Below are 18,108 nucleotides of genomic sequence, written 5' to 3'. Positions count from 1 at the left end.
CGTGTAATTCGTCATGCAAACGTCCTATATTCGGTGCCTGCATGAGCATCGCTTAGCAGTTTTCAGATGATCCCGAATGGTTCCGAAGGCCGGAAAAAACCGCGTCAGAGAGATCCTTGATGATCCAGATCCATCCTCCATTCTTACGATCAGCGAGAACGCCATGACCGAATTAACTCAAGAGCAACGTCACGAACAAGCGCTGGAGAAATACAAACTCGACGCGCCCCAGCTGTTGGAAGAGATCAAGGACTTGAGTCCTGATGATCAGAAAGACCAGATTCAGTGGGCATTCGAAGACGAAGCCGAGGCCCAGGGCCTGCAGCCGTGGGAGCTGACGCTCAAGTACACGAGCACGCCGGAGGAGTTCGAGGCGCAGCGCCTCGTGCTGCACAAAGAGGCGGCTGAAGTGCTGGGTGTCGATTGGGAAGAGTACTGCGAGATGAATAATCTCGTCGTATAAGAGCTGCTGCGAGTTTCAAGCGGCAAGCTACAAGTCGGAGCAAAAGCGCTGTGGCTTGTAGCTTGTAGCTCGCAGCTTGCCGCTGCTGTCAAAGACTCAAGCGCATCGACAGGTCGACCGCTTTGACATCCTTGGTCATCGCGCCGATCGAGATGTAATCCACCCCGGTTTCGGCGATTGGCAGCAGCGTGCTTTCGTTGATGCCACCGCTGGCTTCCAGTTTCGCCTTGCCGCCGTTCAGGCGCACCGCTTCGCGCATGTCGTCCAGGCTCAGCTCATCGAGCATGATGATGTCGGCGCCGGCTTCCAGCGCTTCTTTCAGCTCCTCCAGACTTTCCACTTCGATTTCCACCGGTTTGCCCGGCGCGATCTTGTGCGCGGCCGCGATGGCCTGCGGGATTCCGCCGCTGGCAGCGATGTGGTTTTCCTTGATCAGGAACGCGTCGTAGAGGCCGATGCGATGGTTGTGGCAGCCGCCGCAGGTCACTGCGTATTTCTGCGCCAGACGCAGGCCCGGCAGGGTCTTGCGGGTGTCGAGCAGCTTGACCTGAGTCTCGCCGACAAAATCCGCCAGGTACTGCGCCCGCGTCGCCACGCCGGACAGCAGTTGCAGGAAGTTCAGCGCACTGCGCTCGCCGGTCAGCAGCGAACGGGCCGGGCCTTCCAGGTGAAACAGTGGCTGGTTGGGCTTTACCCGCTGGCCATCGACCACTTGCCAATGCACCGCGACGCGCGGGTCGAGCTGACGAAAAACCGTATCAACCCACGCTGTGCCGCAGATGACGGCTTCGTCACGGGTGATGATGGTGGCTTTGGCCAGACGTTCGGCCGGGATCAGTTGCGCGGTGATGTCGCCGCTGCCGACGTCTTCGAGCAACGCACGGCGCACGTTGGCTTCGATTTCGGCGGTCAAATCGGCGAGACGTAGATTCGGCATAACGGGCTCCACAAACAAAGTGATTCGATTATAGGGGCATGGCGCGAGCCAACCCAAGGCGTGAACGTGCGTGGTTGACTGCATCCGGTCGAATTTCTTTGAGCAAAGGCCGGCCGACGTGGTCAATGCAAGGGGCGAGGTATAGGGGAAACCCTGACGGCTATAGCGGCGGTGACACCTTTTGCAAGATAATCCGCCTTGCATTTGACGTCATGGCTTTGACGATTTTGAGCGCGCCGCATCAAAACTGTGGGAGCGGGCTTGCTCGCGAAGAGGGCGTGTCAGCGACATTTCTTTTTCTGACCCACCGCTTTCGCGAGCAGGCTCGCTCCCACAAAGGGCTTGCGCAGAAAGTGACCGACGAATCACCGTTTCAGGAGGCTTGGATGCACAACGACGGGAAAGTAGTGCCTTTGCACAAGGCCACTACGGATCAGGCGAATCACTCGCCGCTCGCCCGCCTGCCTGTGATTCTGCTTCAGGTTCGCGACAAGGCTGCGCAGCAACTGCGCCACGGCTTGCAGGAGTTGTTCGATAACGCCGACGACACCCTGTTCGAAATGGCGGATCGCGCACGCAATGACGTCGAACAGAACATCTTTTTCGAAGCCATGCGCGACCTGCGCCTGAAGCGCAAAAATATCGAGCGTGGTTTTCTCGAACTGTTTTTCGAGGCTTTCGTCGGCCTCACTCAATACGACGCCTCACCCAACGCCTTGCCGCCCGCACTGATGTTCGACGAGTCGGCGCCACGTACCGACGACATGGAGCGCAGCGTAGCGATTGAGACCATGGTTGGCCGGGTGCTCAAGCGCGATGGCTTTGCGCTGGATCAACTCAGTGCACGGCTCAGCGTTTTGCTCGGCAAACCTCTCGACGCGCAGCACAACCCGCTCGCCCCGGCGATGCTCTGTGAGTACTTCTTGCAGGCCGGGCGCAACCTCGGCGTGGAGATCAAGGTCAAGCTGATCCTGCTCAAACTGTTCGAGCGCTATGTCCTCGCCGACACCGAGCAGTTGTATGCCGAAGCCAACCAACTGCTCAGCGTCACCGGCGTATTGCCCGAGCTGAAACCGGCACCAGCGCGACGTGCGCTTGATCGCGCGATGGCCAACGTGCACAGCGAAGACAGTGACGAACCGCTGCCGGCCGACGAGGGTGTGCAAGAAGTCTTCGCCGCGTTGCAGGAACTGTTACTGCAAGTGCGCGGCAGCGTCGCGCCGACACTCGAGCCCAGCGCCGCTACGCAGCCGATCAGCACCCGCGACCTGCTGCGTCTGCTCTCGCACTTGCAACAATACGTGCCGGCACTCGCGGCGCAGGACGATTTCGATCTGCGCAATCAGCTTGAACAGTTGTTGACGCGGGTCAGCCTCAGAAGTGGCAAATCGCGGATTGTCGAGGGCGCGGACGAAGACGTGATCAACCTGATCGCCATGGTCTTCGAGTGCATTCTGGATGACCGTAATGTGCCGGATTCGCTCAAAGCGCTGATCGCGCGATTGCAGATTCCGATGCTCAAAGTGGCGGTGCTCGACAAGAGTTTCTTCAGCCGCAGCAGCCACCCGGCACGGCGCCTGCTCAATGAAATCGCCGCTGCCGCAATGGGCTGGGGCGATAGCGACAGCGAAACTCGCGACAACCTTTATGTGCGTATCGAACAAGTGGTGCAGCGCCTGCTCACGGATTTTGTCGATGATCCAGCGATCTTCTCCGAACTGCTGGCGGACTTCCTCGCTTTCACCAGCGACGAACGCCGCCGCAGCGAACTGCTTGAACAGCGTTTGCGCGATGCCGAAGAGGGTCGGGCGAAAACCGAGCTGGCCCGGCGCCGGGTCGAACGGGCGTTGAATCAAGCGCTGTTGGGCAAGGTGTTGCCGCCGGCAGTGGTGACGTTTGTTGAGGATGCCTGGAGCAAAGTGCTGCTGCTGACCTGTCTCAAGCATGGCGAGGCTTCCGCCCAGTGGCGTGACGACGTGCAGACCATGGAGCAACTGGTCTGGAGCGTGCAGCGTCACAACGACGCGGAATCCGGTTTGCGCCTGTTGGCTTTGGTGCCCGGCCTGCTCAAATCACTGCGAGATGGCCTGACTCGTGCGGCATTCGATCCATTTGCCACCAGCGAATTTTTCAGCGAGCTCGAAACCCTGCACGTGAGGGTGCTCGAACCTGCCAGCGAGGCCGATCCGATGATCGAAGTTTCGCAGCAGATTGTTTTGCCTTCGGCCGATGAGGGCGCAATGACGAAAAACTCTACGCATCTGCCTGACGATGCCGCTGGTTTGCGTCAGGTCGATCAATTGCGTCTGGGCAGTTGGGTGGCGTTTCAGGAAGACGAAGAACACAGCTTGCGCTGCAAACTCGCGGCGATCATCGACGCCACCGACAAATACGTTTTCGTCGACCGCACTGGCATGAAAGTCCTCGAGCGCAGTCGTGCCGCGCTGGCGGTGGAATTCCAGCGTGGCGCCGCGCGAACACTGGACGACACTTTGCTGTTCGACCGGGCGCTGGAATCGGTGCTGGGCAACCTGCGGCGACTCAATCGTTCCAAGTGATCGCGCGCCGGGTGCCGATCACGGCATACTGGACGCCAACACAGTCGGCGCTGAAGGAATCGTTATGCAGCTGGATCCCGCTAGCGGGTGGTGTCACGGGGTGCAGGTGTGCCCATCGCCCAATTTCAATGAACGCCCGGCGGGCGAAGTTTCCCTGTTGGTCATCCACAACATCAGCCTGCCACCGGCGCAATTCGCCACCGGCAAGGTGCAGGAATTTTTCCAGAACCGTCTGGATGTCACCGAACATCCCTACTTTGCAGGGATCGCCGACCTACGCGTCTCGGCGCATTTTCTGATTGAACGTGACGGCAAGGTCACCCAGTTTGTCTCCTGTCTGGAACGGGCGTGGCATGCGGGCGTGTCGATTTTTGACGGTCGCGAAACCTGTAACGATTTTTCCGTGGGCATCGAGCTCGAAGGCACCGATGATCTGCCCTTCACCGATGCGCAATATCAAGCGCTGACCGTGCTCACCCGTCAGTTGCAAAGAGCATTTCCGGCCATCACCGGCGCCCGTATTTGCGGGCACAGCGACATCGCACCCGGGCGTAAGACCGATCCTGGCCCGGCATTCGACTGGGTGCGTTACCGCGCAGCCCTGGCACAAGAGGAAGGACAATGAGTTTTCTGGTGTTACTGCTGGCCGTCTGGATCGAGAAGTTCTCGGCCCTGCGCCATCGGGTTCAACGCGATGGCGGATGGATCCGCGAACTGAACAAACTCGAAAGCAGCGAGCGACTGGCGGGTAAACCGTGGCTGGTGCTGACCATTCTGGTGCTGTTTCCGGTCGCGCTGCTGGCACTGTTGCTGGTGGTGCTGGAACCGGTGGCTTACGGTCTGCTGGCGTTGCCGGTGCATCTGCTGGTGGTGATTTACAGCCTGGGGCGCGGCGATTTGCTCGGCGGGCTCGGGCCGTTCCGCGATGCCTGGCGCCGTGAAGATCTGCAAGCGGCGGCGCATGTCGCCAAGCGCGATCTGAATATCTGCGCCGACAGTGGCGAAGAGCTGCTCGATCGGGTGCAGGGGCACTTGCTGTGGGAGGCCTATCAGAGCTTCTTCGCGGTGATCTTCTGGTACTTCGTGCTCGGCCCGGTGGCGGCGTTGGCGTATCGCTTGTTGGCGCTGGCTGAAGAACACGGCACGAACCCGGCGCTGGTCGAACGCGCCGCGCAATTGCGCCATGCTTTTGATTGGGTGCCGGTGCGACTGCTGGCGGCGAGTTTTGCCTTGGTCGGCAATTTCGTTGCGGTTGGCCGGGTGATGTTGCATGAGTTGCTGAACTGGAACATCAGCGCTGCGCAACTGATCAACAAGGTTGGCTTGGCAGCGGGGGAGATCCCGCCGCCTGCGGTCGGGCCGGAAGGCATTACTACCCTCGACAGCCTGTGGGAACTGCTGCTGCGTGCGGCGGTGTTGTGGTATGCCGGGTTTGCTTTGTGGACAGTCTTGATCCACTGATTTAAACAAAGATCAAAAGATCGCAGCCTGCGGCAGCTCCTACAGAGATTGGGTTTTCTGTAGGAGCTGCCGCAGGCTGCGATCTTTTTTTTCGTTAACCTTAAGTTACAAAACCTCCCGCCGATTTGAGCTATACAGTGATGGCGCCGGATAGTGGCTATCTGCTGTCGTCCCGCGCCTGCCAATAAAAACAAGAAAAACCAAGGGAGACTTCCAGTGAAGAGCTTGCTCTATCCCGCCGTCTCGCTGATGAACCGTCTGAGCTTTGGCATGAAGTTCAGCTTGATCAGCGTGCTTTTTCTGGTGCCGATGCTGGTGACCAATTTCTATCTGGTGCGCGATTCCTATCGCGAATTCCAAGGCACCCGCGTCGAATTGCAGAGCCTCGATCTGCTGGGCAGCAGCCTGACCCTGCGCCGGGATCTGGAAACCCTCAACAATCTGGTGCAGATCAACGTCACCCTTGGCCAGTCTGGCAAGGCGGGCAACATCGAATCGAAAATCACCAGCCTCGAACAAGCCGTGCTGACACGCCTGCAAGGGCTGACGGCGATGGCCGACGATCCCGAGCAGATCAAGGTGTTCGAGGGCAAACGCGATGAAATGATTGCCGCGTTCAAAGCCCAGCAAGTGGAAAGCTCACTGCAAAGCAAAAGTGCGCTGATCGGCAAATTACTCGCCAGTGCGCAGATTTTCAGTCAGATCATCACCAGCCAGGCCGGTTTGAGCCGCGACAATCAGGGCGATATTCGTCAGCTCAGCGAACTGGTCACCCTGATCACCCCCGGCGTCACCCAGACCCTCGGCGAAGGCCGGGCAATTGGCTCGTACTCGCTGGCGCAGGGCTTTCTCAACAGTGCCTCCAGCACGCGTTTCGACGAACTGTTGGTGAAGATCGAAAAACTTCAGGCCGAGTACGGCTTGAAACTGCAGGATGCCCTCGCTTCCAGCAAAGCCGCGCGGGACGACCTCAGTGCTCAGGCTGATGACAGCAAGGCAACGTTGAAGCAGGCCAGCGAACTGTTTGAAGAACAGGTGGTGATGGCTGACACCCTCGATGCGCCGTGGCAGGGGTTTTACGATCAGGTCACCGCGCTGATGGACAAAACCTACGCGCTCAACGAAGCCTCGTTGAAATTCCTCGACACTCAATTGCAGCAGCGCCTGGCACAGAACCGTACGCACATGATCTTGCAGGCCGTGGCGTTGTCGGTGGTGTTTGTGCTGATTTTCTATCTCTACGGCGGTTTCTACGCCTCGACCCGCACCACGCTCAAGCGCCTCGGCGCAATGATGGACAAGGTTGCGGCGGGTGACATGACGGTCAATTTTGTCGCCCACAGCCGCGATGAGTTGGGTGAGTTGGGCGAAGTGTTCAATGGCACGGTGAAGAAAATTCACGATTTGATCGAGCGTGTCGGTCACACCGTCGGCGAAGTCGAGCGTCAGGCCGGGCAAGTTGAAGACGTTTCCGCGCAGAGCAATCAGGCCGTGGCGGGGCAGCGCACGCAGATCGAGCAAGTGGCAACGGCGATGAACCAGATGTCAGCGACCTCGCTGGAAGTCGCACGCAGCGCGGCGGCGGCAGTGAGCAGCGCCCACAGCGTCAACAACGAGACTCTCAGTGGTCGCGGTCTGGTCGAGTCGCAGCAGGGCAGCATTGCTGCGCTGGCCAGCGAGATCGATCAGTCGGTGTTGGTGATCAATCAATTGGCGAGCGATAGCCAGTCGATCAGTCGCGTGCTGGAAGTGATCAAAAGCATTGCCGAACAGACCAATTTGCTGGCGCTCAATGCCGCGATCGAAGCCGCGCGTGCTGGCGAGCAGGGCCGTGGTTTTGCGGTAGTGGCGGACGAAGTACGCACGCTGGCCAAACGCACCCAGCAATCGACTGAAGAAATTGAACAGATGATCGCCAAGTTGCACGGCGGTGTCGGCGCGGCGGTGAAGGCCATGGGCATCAGCCATCAGATGGCCAATGGCACGGTCGGGCAGTCGGAAAAAGTACAGCAGGCCTTGGAAAACATCCTCGGCGCTGTGGGCATGATCGTTGATCAGAACCAGCAGATTGCGGCGGCGGTGGAACAGCAAACGGCGGTGGCCCATGACATCGACCAGAACATCGTCGAGATTAACCGCGCCGGTGAGCGCACGGCACAGGGTGCGCACCAGACCGAAGACGCCAGTCGCGCGCTGTCTGCCCAGGTCGTCGAGCTAAAACAACTGATCAGCGCCTTCCGCGTCTGAGCCATACACAAACCCCCTGTAGGAGCTGCGGCACGCTGCGATCTTTGATCTTTAAAAACAAGATCAAAAGATCGCAGCGTGCCGCAGCTCCTACAGTTACCAATTGCCAGTTTGCTGGGGCACGGTTCCGGTTTTGTCTGAATAGTTTGTAGTCTTTTGAGGCTGACCCCTGTAGGCGAAGTCCTGTTTTCCTCCACCCGCTGGATTTTCGCCTTCAATCAACCAAAATCCCTACCAGACCGTTTTGGAGGAGACTGCTCATGTCCGTCGCCACCCTGGGAATCCAGGGCCGTTGTGCCCATTGCCAGACCACGTTGCTGCTCAAACCGTGGCAACTCAACGCCATCGCGATCCACGAGGCGTTCACCTGCGAGCATTGCCAGAAAACCCTGGAGTTACGCTGCCCGAAACAGATCAAGCGCTTCAAGTCGCTCGATTCGCTGGCGCTCTTGCGCTTCAGCGCTTCGGTGACGGTGTGTGCCGCGCTGCTGGTGGCTCTGGTGATGGAATGGGTCGGCCTGCTCAGCGTCACGGAACAACTCAACGCTTCACTGATTACGATCTTTGTGTACTTTCTGGTCGTCCGTTACGCGCGCCATCGTCAACATCTGACGCTGGTTCTCGACGCCGCCAAGGCCCACGCCGACTGAATGCTGACCACTGCTCACTGACCACTGTCTGTAGGAGCTGCGGCACGCTGCGATCTTTTGATGTTGATTGTAAAAACAGATCAAAAGATCGCAGCGTGCCGCAGCTCCTACAGGAGGACGCATTCGGTTACCAGCCGAAGACCTCGCAGCTGTTGGCGGTGCTCGCAGCGGCGAGTTGTTGCGGGGTGATTTTCATCAATTCGGCCAGCGCTGCGCAGATCGCCGGCAAGTGTGCCGGGCTGTTGCGCTGACCGGGAAACATCGCGGGCGCCATGTCCGGTGAATCGGTTTCCAGCACGATCGATGCCAGCGGTAAGTCCGCCAATACCCTATGCATGCGCAGCGCCTGCGGCCACGTCGGCGCGCCGCCCAGACCCAGTTTGAAACCGAGTTTGATGTACTCCCGCGCCTCTTCCCGGCTGCCGGCAAAGGCGTGGATGATCCCCGCGCGTTTGAGCTTGAAGCGCTTGAGCGTGGCGATCACCGCCGCGTGGCTGCGGCGCACGTGGATCAGCGCAGGCAACTCAAAATCCGCCGCCAGTTGCAGTTGTGCTTCGAACAGCAACTGTTGGCGCTCGCGATCCAGTGTTTCGATGAAGTAATCCAGACCAATCTCGCCGACCGCGCACAACTGTCGATGACCCTTTAATCGGGTCAGCCAATCACCGAGTGCCGTCAAATCTTCAGGACGATGTTGATCGAGATACACCGGGTGCAAGCCGAGCGCCGCGTGCAAATCAGCATCGCTCTGCACCAGATCCCACACCCGTTGCCAGTTGCCCTCGTACACGCCCAACACCACCATCCGCCGCACCCCGAGGGCGCGGCTTTCGGCGAGCAAGGCCGGGCGATCGGCGTCGAAGTCGGGGAAGTCGAGGTGGGTGTGGCTGTCGATCAGCTCCACGGCTCAGTCCCGGTGAATTCGCTGCTTGAAGGTACGCGCAATGGCCTGCACGCCAGGCTTGTATTCCGACTGCTCGACGGCAGCGAGCGCCAGTTCCAGCGCCTTGTCGGCGATCAACTGGTGCTGCTGGGCCATGGCGTTGACCGGCAGCGGCAGGAAATCCAGCAACTGCGTGTCGCCAAAGGTGCCGAGGCGCAGCGGTCGCGATTTCAACGGGAAGTCATGCAGCGCATCGAACACGCCCTGCAACAGCACGTAGGAAGTTGTCACCAGCGCGTCGGGCAAATGCCCCAGACGTTGCAGGAGTTCTTCCATCAATTGCTTGCCACATTCGCGGCTGAAGGCTTCGGCGTGCTCGACCAGCACTTCGCCTTTGAAATCGGCCAAGGCTTGTTTGAAACCGGCGGCACGCTCTTGGCTGATACTCAGCTCAGGCCGCGCACCGAGCAGTACGATTTGCTTGAGCTGCGGTTCGAGCAGGCTTTGCGTCAGGTGCTGACTGGCCTCGCGGTCGTCACTGATCACCGAGCAGAAATGCTCCGGCTCCATGACCCGGTCGATGGCGATGATCGGCGTGCCCTTGGCCTGCAACTGCCGATAACTGTCATCACCGGCCGGCAGGCAACTGGCGACGATCAGTGCATCGCAACGACGCGCGCGGAACAGTTGCAGCAACTGGCGCTCGCTGTCCGGCGCATCGTCCGAGCTGGCGATCAGCAGTTGATAGCCGCGTGCCCGCGCGCCTTGCTCCAGCAGTTTGGCGATCCGCGCGTAACTGGGGTTTTCCAGATCCGGCAGGATAAAACCCAGCGTGCGCGTATGCCGACTGCGCAGCCCGGCCGCTTGAGGATTGGGTGTAAAGCCATGCAGATCGACCACCGCCCGCACACGTTCGACGGTGGCGGTACTGATGCGCTGCTGTTCGGCCTTGCCGTTGATGACGTAGCTGGCGGTGGTCACGGACACTCCGGCCAACCGCGCGATATCACTGAGTTTCAACCCGGGATTTCCTTGTTTTTTCGAGCTTGCCGCAACATTTTCGCCAATCCTACCCGATTAGGGCAGACGACTATTGTCGCAACGCATCCGACAAGTTGGACTTCAAGGATGGGACATTATCGAGTAACGTGCCGATCAATCTAGATTAAACGTTTCAGCAAGCGTATTTTCTACGTTTTAGACGCCTTTGGCCGGTTCTGCCGTGAAACCGCCAAAACTGCCGCTGAAAAGCGAAGCAATCCAGCGCCTAAGCTGTGACCATTCAAAACAATACCTGGCGCATCCAGCGTCAAAAAGGAGATTGCATGCTCGAGCTCACTATAGAGCAGATATCCATGGGCCAATCGGCTGTGGATAAACCCGCTGCCTTGCAACTGCTGGCCGATCATCTGGTGGCGGATGGTCTGGTCGCCGACGGTTACCTCGCCGGTTTGCAGGCCCGGGAAGCGCAGGGCTCGACCTTTCTCGGTCAAGGTATTGCCATCCCCCATGGCACCCCGGAAACCCGCGATCAGGTGTTCGCCACTGGCGTGCGCCTGATGCAATTCCCTGAGGGTGTGGATTGGGGCGATGGCCAGATCGTTTATCTGGCGATCGGCATCGCGGCCAAATCCGACGAACATTTGCGTCTGCTGCAATTGCTGACCCGCGCCCTCGGCGAGACCGATCTGGGCCAGGCCCTGCGTCGCGCCAGTTCGCCGGAAGCGCTGCTGAAACTGCTGCAAGGCGCGCCGCAGGAACTGGCGCTGGATGCACAGATGATCGGCCTCGGCGTGTCGGCTGACGATTTCGAAGAACTGGTCTGGCGCGGCGCGCGTTTGCTGCGTCAGGCCGATTGTGTGAGCAACGGTTTCTCGGCGGTGCTGCAACAAGTCGAAGCGTTGCCGCTGGGCGACGGCTTGTGGTGGTTGCACAGCGAGCAAACCGTGAAACGCCCGGGCCTGGCGTTCGTTACCCCGGACAAACCGATGCGCTACCTCGGCCAGCCGCTCAGTGGTCTGTTCTGCTTGGCCAGCCTTGGCGAAGCACACCAGGCGCTGCTCGAACGTTTGTGTGCGTTGCTGATCGAAGGTCGCGGCCATGAATTGGGCCGCGCCACCAGCAGCCGCAAAGTTCTCGAAGTGCTCGGTGGTGAACTGCCTGCCGACTGGCCGAGCGCGCGCATTGCGCTGGCCAACGCCCACGGCTTGCACGCGCGTCCGGCGAAGATCCTCGCGCAACTGGCGAAGCGTTTTGATGGTGAGATTCGTGTGCGCATCGTCGACGGTCAGGACAGTGCTGTATCGGTGAAGAGTTTGAGCAAACTGCTCAGCCTCGGCGCCCGCCGTGGTCAGGTGCTGGAGTTGATCGCCGAACCGAGCATCGCTGGCGACGCCTTGCCGGCCTTGCTTGCGGCTATCGAGGAAGGTCTCGGTGAAGAAGTCGAGCCGCTGCCCGCCATCAGTGAGCACCGTGAAGTTTTTGCCGACATCGCTGAATTGCTGGTCGCCCCGGCGTCCGGCACTCAGTTGCAAGCCATCCCCGCCGCGCCCGGCATCGCCATCGGCCCGGCGCACATTCAAGTTCAGCAAACCATCGATTACCCCATGCGTGGCGAGTCCGCCGCCATCGAACGCGAGCGCCTCAAGCAAGCGCTCAGCGACGTGCGCAACGACATTCAGGGCCTGATCGAACGCAGCAAAGCCAAAGCCATCCGCGAGATCTTCATCACCCATCAGGAGATGCTCGACGACCCGGAACTCACCGACGAAGTCGACACCCGCCTCAAGCAAGGCGAGAGCGCCGAAGCGGCGTGGATGGCGGTGATCGAAGCGGCGGCGAAACAACAGGAATCGCTGCAGGACGCGTTGCTCGCCGAGCGCGCGGCGGATTTGCGTGACATCGGCCGCCGCGTGCTGGCGCAACTGTGTGGCGTGCAAACCCCGAGCGAACCCGAGCAACCGTACATTCTGGTGATGGACGAGGTCGGCCCGTCCGACGTCGCGCGGCTGGATCCGGCGCGTGTGGCGGGGATTCTCACCGCACGCGGCGGCGCCACCGCGCACAGTGCCATCGTTGCGCGAGCGCTCGGGATTCCGGCGCTGGTCGGTGCCGGCGCCGCAGTGTTGTTGCTGGCGCCAGGCACACCGTTGCTGCTCGACGGTCAACGCGGTCGCCTGCACGTCGATGCCGATGCGGCGACTCTGCAACGCGCCACCGAAGAACGCGACACCCGCGAACAACGCTTGAAAATCGCTGCCGAACAACGCCATCAACCGGCGCACACCACTGACGGTCACGCCGTCGAAGTCTTCGCCAACATCGGTGAAAGCGCCGGCGTGATCAGCGCGGTGGAGCAGGGCGCCGAAGGCATCGGTCTGCTGCGCACCGAACTGATTTTCATGGCCCACCCGCAAGCGCCGGACGAGGCCACGCAAGAAGCTGAATATCGCCGTGTTCTCGACGGTCTAGCCGGTCGTCCGCTGGTCGTTCGCACGCTGGATGTCGGCGGCGACAAACCGCTGCCGTATTGGCCGATCGCCAAAGAAGAAAATCCGTTCCTCGGCGTGCGCGGCATTCGCCTGACCTTGCAGCGTCCGCAGATCATGGAAGCGCAACTGCGCGCCCTGCTGCGGTCGGCGGATAACCGTCCGCTGCGGATCATGTTCCCAATGGTCGGCAGCGTTGAAGAGTGGCGTCAGGCCCGCGACATGACTGAGCGTCTGCGTCAGGAAATCCCGGTCGCCGATCTGCAACTGGGGATCATGATCGAAGTGCCTTCCGCCGCGTTGCTCGCGCCGGTGCTGGCCAAGGAAGTCGACTTCTTCAGCGTCGGCACCAACGACCTCACGCAATACACCCTGGCCATCGACCGTGGTCACCCGACCCTGTCGGCGCAGGCGGACGGCTTGCACCCGGCGGTACTGCAACTGATCGACATCACCGTGCGCGCGGCCCATGCCCATGGCAAATGGGTCGGTGTTTGCGGTGAGTTGGCGGCGGATCCGCTGGCGGTGCCGGTGCTGGTTGGCCTCGGTGTCGATGAACTCAGCGTGTCCGGGCGCAGCATTGCTGAAGTGAAAGCGCGCATCCGCGAACTCAGCCTGACGCAGGCGCAAACCCTTGCTCAACACGCCCTGGCCGTGGGCAGCGCCAACGAAGTGCGCGCATTAGTGGAGGCCCTGTAATGGCCAAGATACTTACCCTGACCCTCAACCCGGCGCTCGACCTCACCGTCGAACTGCCACGGCTGGACGCCGGTCAGGTCAACCGCAGCGACGAGATGCACACCCACGCTGCGGGCAAAGGCGTGAACGTCGCGCAGGTACTCGCCGACCTCGGGCATCAACTGACGGTCAGTGGCTTTCTCGGCGAAGACAACCTGCAAGCGTTCGAAACCCTGTTCGCCAAGCGTGGTTTTGTCGACGCATTTATCCGCGTGCCGGGTGAGACGCGCAGCAACATCAAAGTCGCTGAACAGGATGGGCGCATCACCGACATCAACGGCCCGGGGCCGGTGGTCGATGCTGCCGCGCAGCAGGCGTTGCTTGATCGTTTGGTGCAGATTGCACCAGGTCATGACGCGGTGGTGGTCGCCGGCAGTTTGCCGCGTGGCGTGACGGCGCAGTGGTTGCGTGAGCTGATCGAACGGCTCAATCAGCTCGGCTTGAAAGTCGCCCTCGATTCCAGCGGCGAAGCGTTGCGCGAAGCATTGAAAGCCAGTCCATGGCTGATCAAACCGAACACTGAAGAACTCGCCGATGCGCTCGGTTGCGAGGTGGTTTCGCACACGGCGGAAGCGCAGGCAGCGGCGCGTTTGCATGCGCAAGGCATCGAGCACGTGGTGATCTCCCACGGTGCTGACGGCGTGAACTGGTTCAGCGTCGGTTCGGCACTGCACGCCACGCCGCCGAAAGTCAGCGTCGCCAGCACGGTCGGTGCCGGTGATTCATTGCTGGCCGGCATGCTCCACGGTTTGCTCAGCGCCGACATGCCTGAACAAACCCTGCGCACAGCCACTGCGATTGCGGCGATGGCGGTGACCCAGATCGGTTTCGGCATCAACGACCGTGCGCAATTGGCGCAGCTCGAACAGGGCGTGCGCGTGCGCCCCCTGACAGAACAATAAGAGGGTTTGTCATGAAATTAGCCATTGTTACGGCTTGCCCGAACGGCATGGTCACCAGTGTGCTGTGTGCGCGTTTGCTTGATGCGGCGGCGCAGCGTCAGGGCTGGAGCACCAGCGTTGAAGTGGTCGATGCGGCGCACCCGGAACGCGAATTGTCGGCGGCGACGATTGCTGCGGCGGAGTGGGTTTTGTTGGTCGCCACGGGTGCGGTCGACATGACGCGTTTTGTCGGCAAGCGGGTTTTCCAGATTGCTCCGGCACAGGCGCTACAGGATGTCGAAGCGGTGCTGCGGCGTGGTGCTGAAGAGGCATCAGTCTACGTTGCCAGCGCGGCTGAACCGGTTGCTGATGCGTCGCGTGTGCCGCGCATCGTCGCCATCACCGCGTGCCCGACCGGTGTTGCTCACACCTTCATGGCCGCCGAAGCCTTGCAGCAAACTGCCAAGCGTTTGGGCTATGAGCTGCAAGTCGAAACGCAAGGCTCGGTGGGCGCGAAAACCCCGTTGAGCGCGGCGGCGATTGCTGAAGCGGATGTGGTGTTGCTGGCGGCGGATATCGAAGTCGCCACCGAGCGTTTCGCCGGTAAGAAAATCTATCGTTGCGGCACCGGCATCGCGTTGAAGCAGTCCGAAGCCACGCTGAAAAAAGCCTTGGCCGAAGGGGCTGTGGAAAGCGCGGCGAGTGACGGCAAAGCACCGGCCAGGCAAGAGAAAACCGGCGTCTATAAACACCTGCTGACCGGCGTGTCGTTCATGCTGCCGATGGTCGTGGCCGGCGGTTTGATGATTGCGCTGTCGTTCGTGTTCGGCATCACCGCGTTCAAGGAAGAAGGCACGCTGGCGGCTGCGCTGATGCAGATCGGCGGCGAGACTGCGTTCAAACTGATGGTGCCGCTGCTGGCGGGTTACATCGCTTATTCGATTGCTGACCGTCCGGGCCTGGCGCCGGGGATGATCGGTGGGTTGCTGGCGAGTACGTTGGGCGCCGGGTTTATCGGTGGCATCGTCGCCGGTTTTATCGCCGGTTATGCGGCGAAGGCGATCAGCCGTTATGTCGCGTTGCCGCAAAGCCTTGAAGCGCTGAAACCGATTCTGATCATCCCGTTGTTTGCCAGTCTGTTTACCGGGCTGGTGATGATTTACGTGGTCGGCAAACCGGTCGCCGGGATGCTGTTGGCGCTGACGAGTTTTCTAGACAGCATGGGCACCACCAACGCGATCCTGCTCGGCGTGGTGCTTGGCGGCATGATGTGCGTCGACCTCGGCGGGCCGATCAACAAAGCCGCGTATGCGTTCTCGGTGGGGCTGCTGGCGTCGCAGAGTTATGCGCCGATGGCAGCGACGATGGCAGCGGGGATGGTGCCACCGATCGGGCTCGGAATCGCCACGTTTATTGCGCGGCGCAAGTTCGCCCAGACCGAGCGCGAGGCGGGTAAAGCCGCGCTGGTATTGGGGCTGTGCTTTATCTCCGAAGGGGCGATCCCGTTTGCCGCGAAAGACCCGTTGCGAGTGATTCCGGCGAGCATTGCCGGTGGTGCGTTGACCGGTGCGTTGTCGATGTATTTCGGCTGCAAACTGATGGCGCCGCACGGTGGCTTGTTTGTGTTGGCGATCCCGAATGCGATCAATCATGCGCTGTTGTATCTGCTGGCGATTGTCGCGGGGAGCCTCTTGACCGCCGTCGTCTACGCCACAGTCAAACGCCCCGAAGCCGTCGAACTGGCCCTCGAACCTGCCAAGGCTTAACTAACACCACGAAACCCCTGTGGGAGCGGTGTTGGCGGGATCAGAGGCCGGCGCTAACAGGGCTGGATTTGAGGTGATTTGGCGGCGGCGTACATCACCCGAGTGGGAGCGGGCTTGCTCGCGAAAGCGTCGTGTCAGTCGATACTTTTTTATCTGACCCACCGCTTTCGCGAGCAAGCCCGCTCCCACATTTTGGTTTGCGGTGTTGGCGGGATCAGAGGCCGGCGCTAACAGGGCTGGATTTGAGGTGATTTGGCGGCGGCGTACATCACCCCTGTGGGAGCGGGCTTGCTCGCGAAAGCGTCGTGTCAGTCGATACTTTTTTATCTGACCCACCGCTTTCGCGAGCAAGCCCGCTCCCACATTGGATTTGTGGTGTGGCAGGTGTCATTGCGGGGTCATGTGGGCGTGCTTAAGTGTCCCTTTTTCCAGGGAGAACCCCATGAGCGATTTCAATCTCGGTCGCCGGCGTGTCGTGCAAGGGATCGGCGCCGGGCTGTTGCTGCCGGGGCTGGCGCCGGCGGTGATTGCTTCGGTCAAGGATCGTCCGCAGTTGACCGATGGCGTGCAGTCCGGTGACCTGCTCGGCGATCGCGCGATGATCTGGAGTCGCAGCGATCGCCCCGCGCGCATGGTGGTCGAGTGGGACACCCGCAGCCTGTTCGGTAACCCGCGTAAATTCGTCTCGGCACTGGCCGACGCGCGCACTGATTTCACCGCCCGCGTCGAGCTCACCGGGCTGCCCGCGAATCAGGCGATTTTCTATCGCGTGTATTTCGAAGACGCCCAGACCGGCGTCGCCAGCGAGCCGTGGTTCGGCCATTTGCGCAGTGCGCCGACGGCCAGACGCGATATCCGTTTTGTCTGGAGCGGCGACACTGTCGGCCAAGGCTTCGGCATCAACCCGGACATCGGCGGCATGCGCATCTACGAAGCCATGCGCTTGCGCCTGCCGGACTTCTTTATCCACAGCGGCGACACCATCTACGCCGACGGCCCGGTGCCTGCGCAGCTCACCACCGAAGGCGGGCGTATCTGGCGCAACCTCACCACTGAAGCCAAGAGCAAAGTCGCGCAAACCCTCGACGATTATCGCGGCAACTATCGCTACAACCTGATGGACGAAAACATCCGCCGCTTCAATGCCGAAGTGCCGCAGATCTGGCAGTGGGACGACCATGAAGTGGTCAACAACTGGTCGCCGGGCAAGCAACTGGATGAGCGTTATCAGGAAAAAGATATCCACACCTTGGTGGGGCGCGCGCGGCAGGCGTGGCTGGAAAATGCGCCGATGCGTTTGCAGGCCGCCGACGGTGGCGGGCGGATCTATCGCAAGCTCAGTTACGGGCCGATGCTCGATGTGTTTGTGCTGGATATGCGCAGTTATCGCGGGGCGAATGACGACAATCTTGGCGTGGAAAAACCGTTTCTCGGGCGTGAGCAACTGGACTGGCTCAAGCGTGAATTGAAGGCGTCGAAGGCTCAGTGGAAAGTCATTGCTGCGGACATGCCGATCGGGCTTGGCGTGCCGGACGGTGAAGTCAGTCCGGGTGTTGGGCGCTGGGAAGCGGTGGCCAATGGCGACCCGGGCCCGGCGCAGGGGCGCGAGCTGGAAATCGCCGAATTGCTCGGCTTTTTGCGAGCGCAGCAGGTGCGCAACTTCGTCTTTTTGACGGCGGACGTGCATTACTGCGCGGCGCATCACTATCACCCGGATCGGGCGGCGTTTCAGGATTTCGAGCCGTTCTGGGAATTTGTCGCGGGGCCGTTGAATGCCGGGAGTTTCGGGCCGAATCCGCTGGATAAAACCTTTGGGCCACAGGTGGTGTTCGAGAAGGCCCCGGCGGTACAGAACACCTCGCCGTTTGCCGGGTTTCAGTTTTTTGGTGAGGTGAATATTGAAGGGCAGAGCGGGGAGATGAGTGTGGTGTTGCGGGATCTGGATGGGGTGGCGGTTTTCGAGCAAAAACTACAACCCGTTTGATCACTGGAAAAACTGTGGGAGCGGGCTTGCTCGCGAATGCGGTGTGTCAGCG

13 protein-coding genes and 1 pseudogene are annotated in these 18,108 nt (G+C 60.6%); 11 read left to right on the top strand and 3 right to left on the bottom strand.

Annotated elements, in window-relative coordinates:
- The first annotated feature begins 163 nt into the window (after positions 1–163).
- Positions 164–463, top strand: a complete 300-nt coding sequence (locus tag ACZZ0D_RS20140) for a DUF6388 family protein (protein WP_159812909.1) — start codon at positions 164–166, stop codon at positions 461–463.
- Positions 464–551: 88 nt separating this feature from the next.
- Here the strand turns inward: ACZZ0D_RS20140 and nadC are convergent, their stop codons facing one another.
- Positions 552–1,400 (bottom strand): carboxylating nicotinate-nucleotide diphosphorylase, encoded by an 849-nt coding sequence (gene nadC / locus ACZZ0D_RS20135; protein ID WP_053117039.1) that lies wholly within the window; start codon positions 1,398–1,400, stop codon positions 552–554.
- A gap of 386 nt (positions 1,401–1,786) precedes the next feature.
- Here nadC and ACZZ0D_RS20130 point away from each other — a divergent pair, with 386 nt between their 5' ends.
- The 6 genes and pseudogenes from ACZZ0D_RS20130 to ACZZ0D_RS20105 all read left to right on the top strand — a co-directional run bounded on the left by ACZZ0D_RS20130 (position 1,787) and on the right by ACZZ0D_RS20105 (position 8,316).
- Positions 1,787–3,958, top strand: a complete 2,172-nt coding sequence (locus ACZZ0D_RS20130) for a DUF1631 domain-containing protein (RefSeq protein WP_463554098.1) — start codon at positions 1,787–1,789, stop codon at positions 3,956–3,958.
- A gap of 64 nt (positions 3,959–4,022) precedes the next feature.
- On the top strand, positions 4,023–4,583 hold the full coding sequence (gene ampD, locus ACZZ0D_RS20125) for a 1,6-anhydro-N-acetylmuramyl-L-alanine amidase AmpD (RefSeq protein WP_463554097.1): 561 nt from the start codon (positions 4,023–4,025) through the stop codon (positions 4,581–4,583).
- On the top strand, positions 4,580–5,419 hold the full coding sequence (ampE, locus tag ACZZ0D_RS20120; protein ID WP_463554096.1) for a regulatory signaling modulator protein AmpE: 840 nt from the start codon (positions 4,580–4,582) through the stop codon (positions 5,417–5,419). The genes ampD and ampE overlap by 4 nt, the downstream gene beginning before the upstream one ends.
- 249 nt (positions 5,420–5,668) lie before the next feature.
- Positions 5,669–6,760 (top strand): annotated as a pseudogene (locus ACZZ0D_RS20115) (methyl-accepting chemotaxis protein); the annotation flags it as partial.
- Positions 6,737–7,666: a methyl-accepting chemotaxis protein gene (locus tag ACZZ0D_RS20110; protein ID WP_463554823.1), complete on the top strand. Its 930-nt coding sequence runs from the start codon at positions 6,737–6,739 to the stop codon at positions 7,664–7,666. The pseudogene ACZZ0D_RS20115 and the gene ACZZ0D_RS20110, both read left to right, overlap by 24 nt.
- A gap of 260 nt (positions 7,667–7,926) precedes the next feature.
- On the top strand, positions 7,927–8,316 hold the full coding sequence (locus ACZZ0D_RS20105) for a hypothetical protein (protein WP_463554095.1): 390 nt from the start codon (positions 7,927–7,929) through the stop codon (positions 8,314–8,316).
- 127 nt (positions 8,317–8,443) lie between these two features.
- Here the strand turns inward: ACZZ0D_RS20105 and ACZZ0D_RS20100 are convergent, their stop codons facing one another.
- Positions 8,444–9,220, bottom strand: a complete 777-nt coding sequence (locus ACZZ0D_RS20100) for a TatD family hydrolase (RefSeq protein WP_463554094.1) — start codon at positions 9,218–9,220, stop codon at positions 8,444–8,446.
- A 3-nt stretch (positions 9,221–9,223) separates the two neighbouring features.
- Positions 9,224–10,219, bottom strand: coding sequence for a catabolite repressor/activator (cra, locus tag ACZZ0D_RS20095; protein ID WP_212544096.1), 996 nt, complete (start codon positions 10,217–10,219; stop codon positions 9,224–9,226).
- Positions 10,220–10,524: 305 nt separating this feature from the next.
- Here cra and ptsP point away from each other — a divergent pair, with 305 nt between their 5' ends.
- The 4 genes from ptsP (at position 10,525) to ACZZ0D_RS20075 (ending at position 18,056) form a co-directional block, all read left to right on the top strand.
- Positions 10,525–13,386 carry a phosphoenolpyruvate--protein phosphotransferase gene (gene ptsP, locus ACZZ0D_RS20090; RefSeq protein ID WP_463554093.1) on the top strand — a complete coding sequence of 954 codons (2,862 nt, stop codon included), beginning with the start codon at positions 10,525–10,527 and terminating at the stop codon, positions 13,384–13,386.
- A complete protein-coding gene (pfkB, locus tag ACZZ0D_RS20085; protein WP_463554092.1) occupies positions 13,386–14,327 on the top strand; it encodes a 1-phosphofructokinase in 942 nt (313 codons plus the stop codon). Before ptsP ends, pfkB begins: the two co-directional genes overlap by 1 nt.
- A gap of 11 nt (positions 14,328–14,338) precedes the next feature.
- Entirely contained in the window at positions 14,339–16,072 is a 1,734-nt protein-coding gene (locus ACZZ0D_RS20080) for a PTS fructose-like transporter subunit IIB (protein ID WP_212544093.1), read from the top strand.
- 442 nt (positions 16,073–16,514) lie between these two features.
- On the top strand, positions 16,515–18,056 hold the full coding sequence (locus tag ACZZ0D_RS20075) for an alkaline phosphatase D family protein (RefSeq protein ID WP_463554091.1): 1,542 nt from the start codon (positions 16,515–16,517) through the stop codon (positions 18,054–18,056).
- The last annotated feature ends 52 nt before the right edge of the window (positions 18,057–18,108 follow it).

The organism is Pseudomonas sp. AC193 (assembly GCF_979258075.1).
Note: the sequence above shows the minus strand (reverse complement) of the source record. Positions and strands in the feature narration are given on the sequence as shown.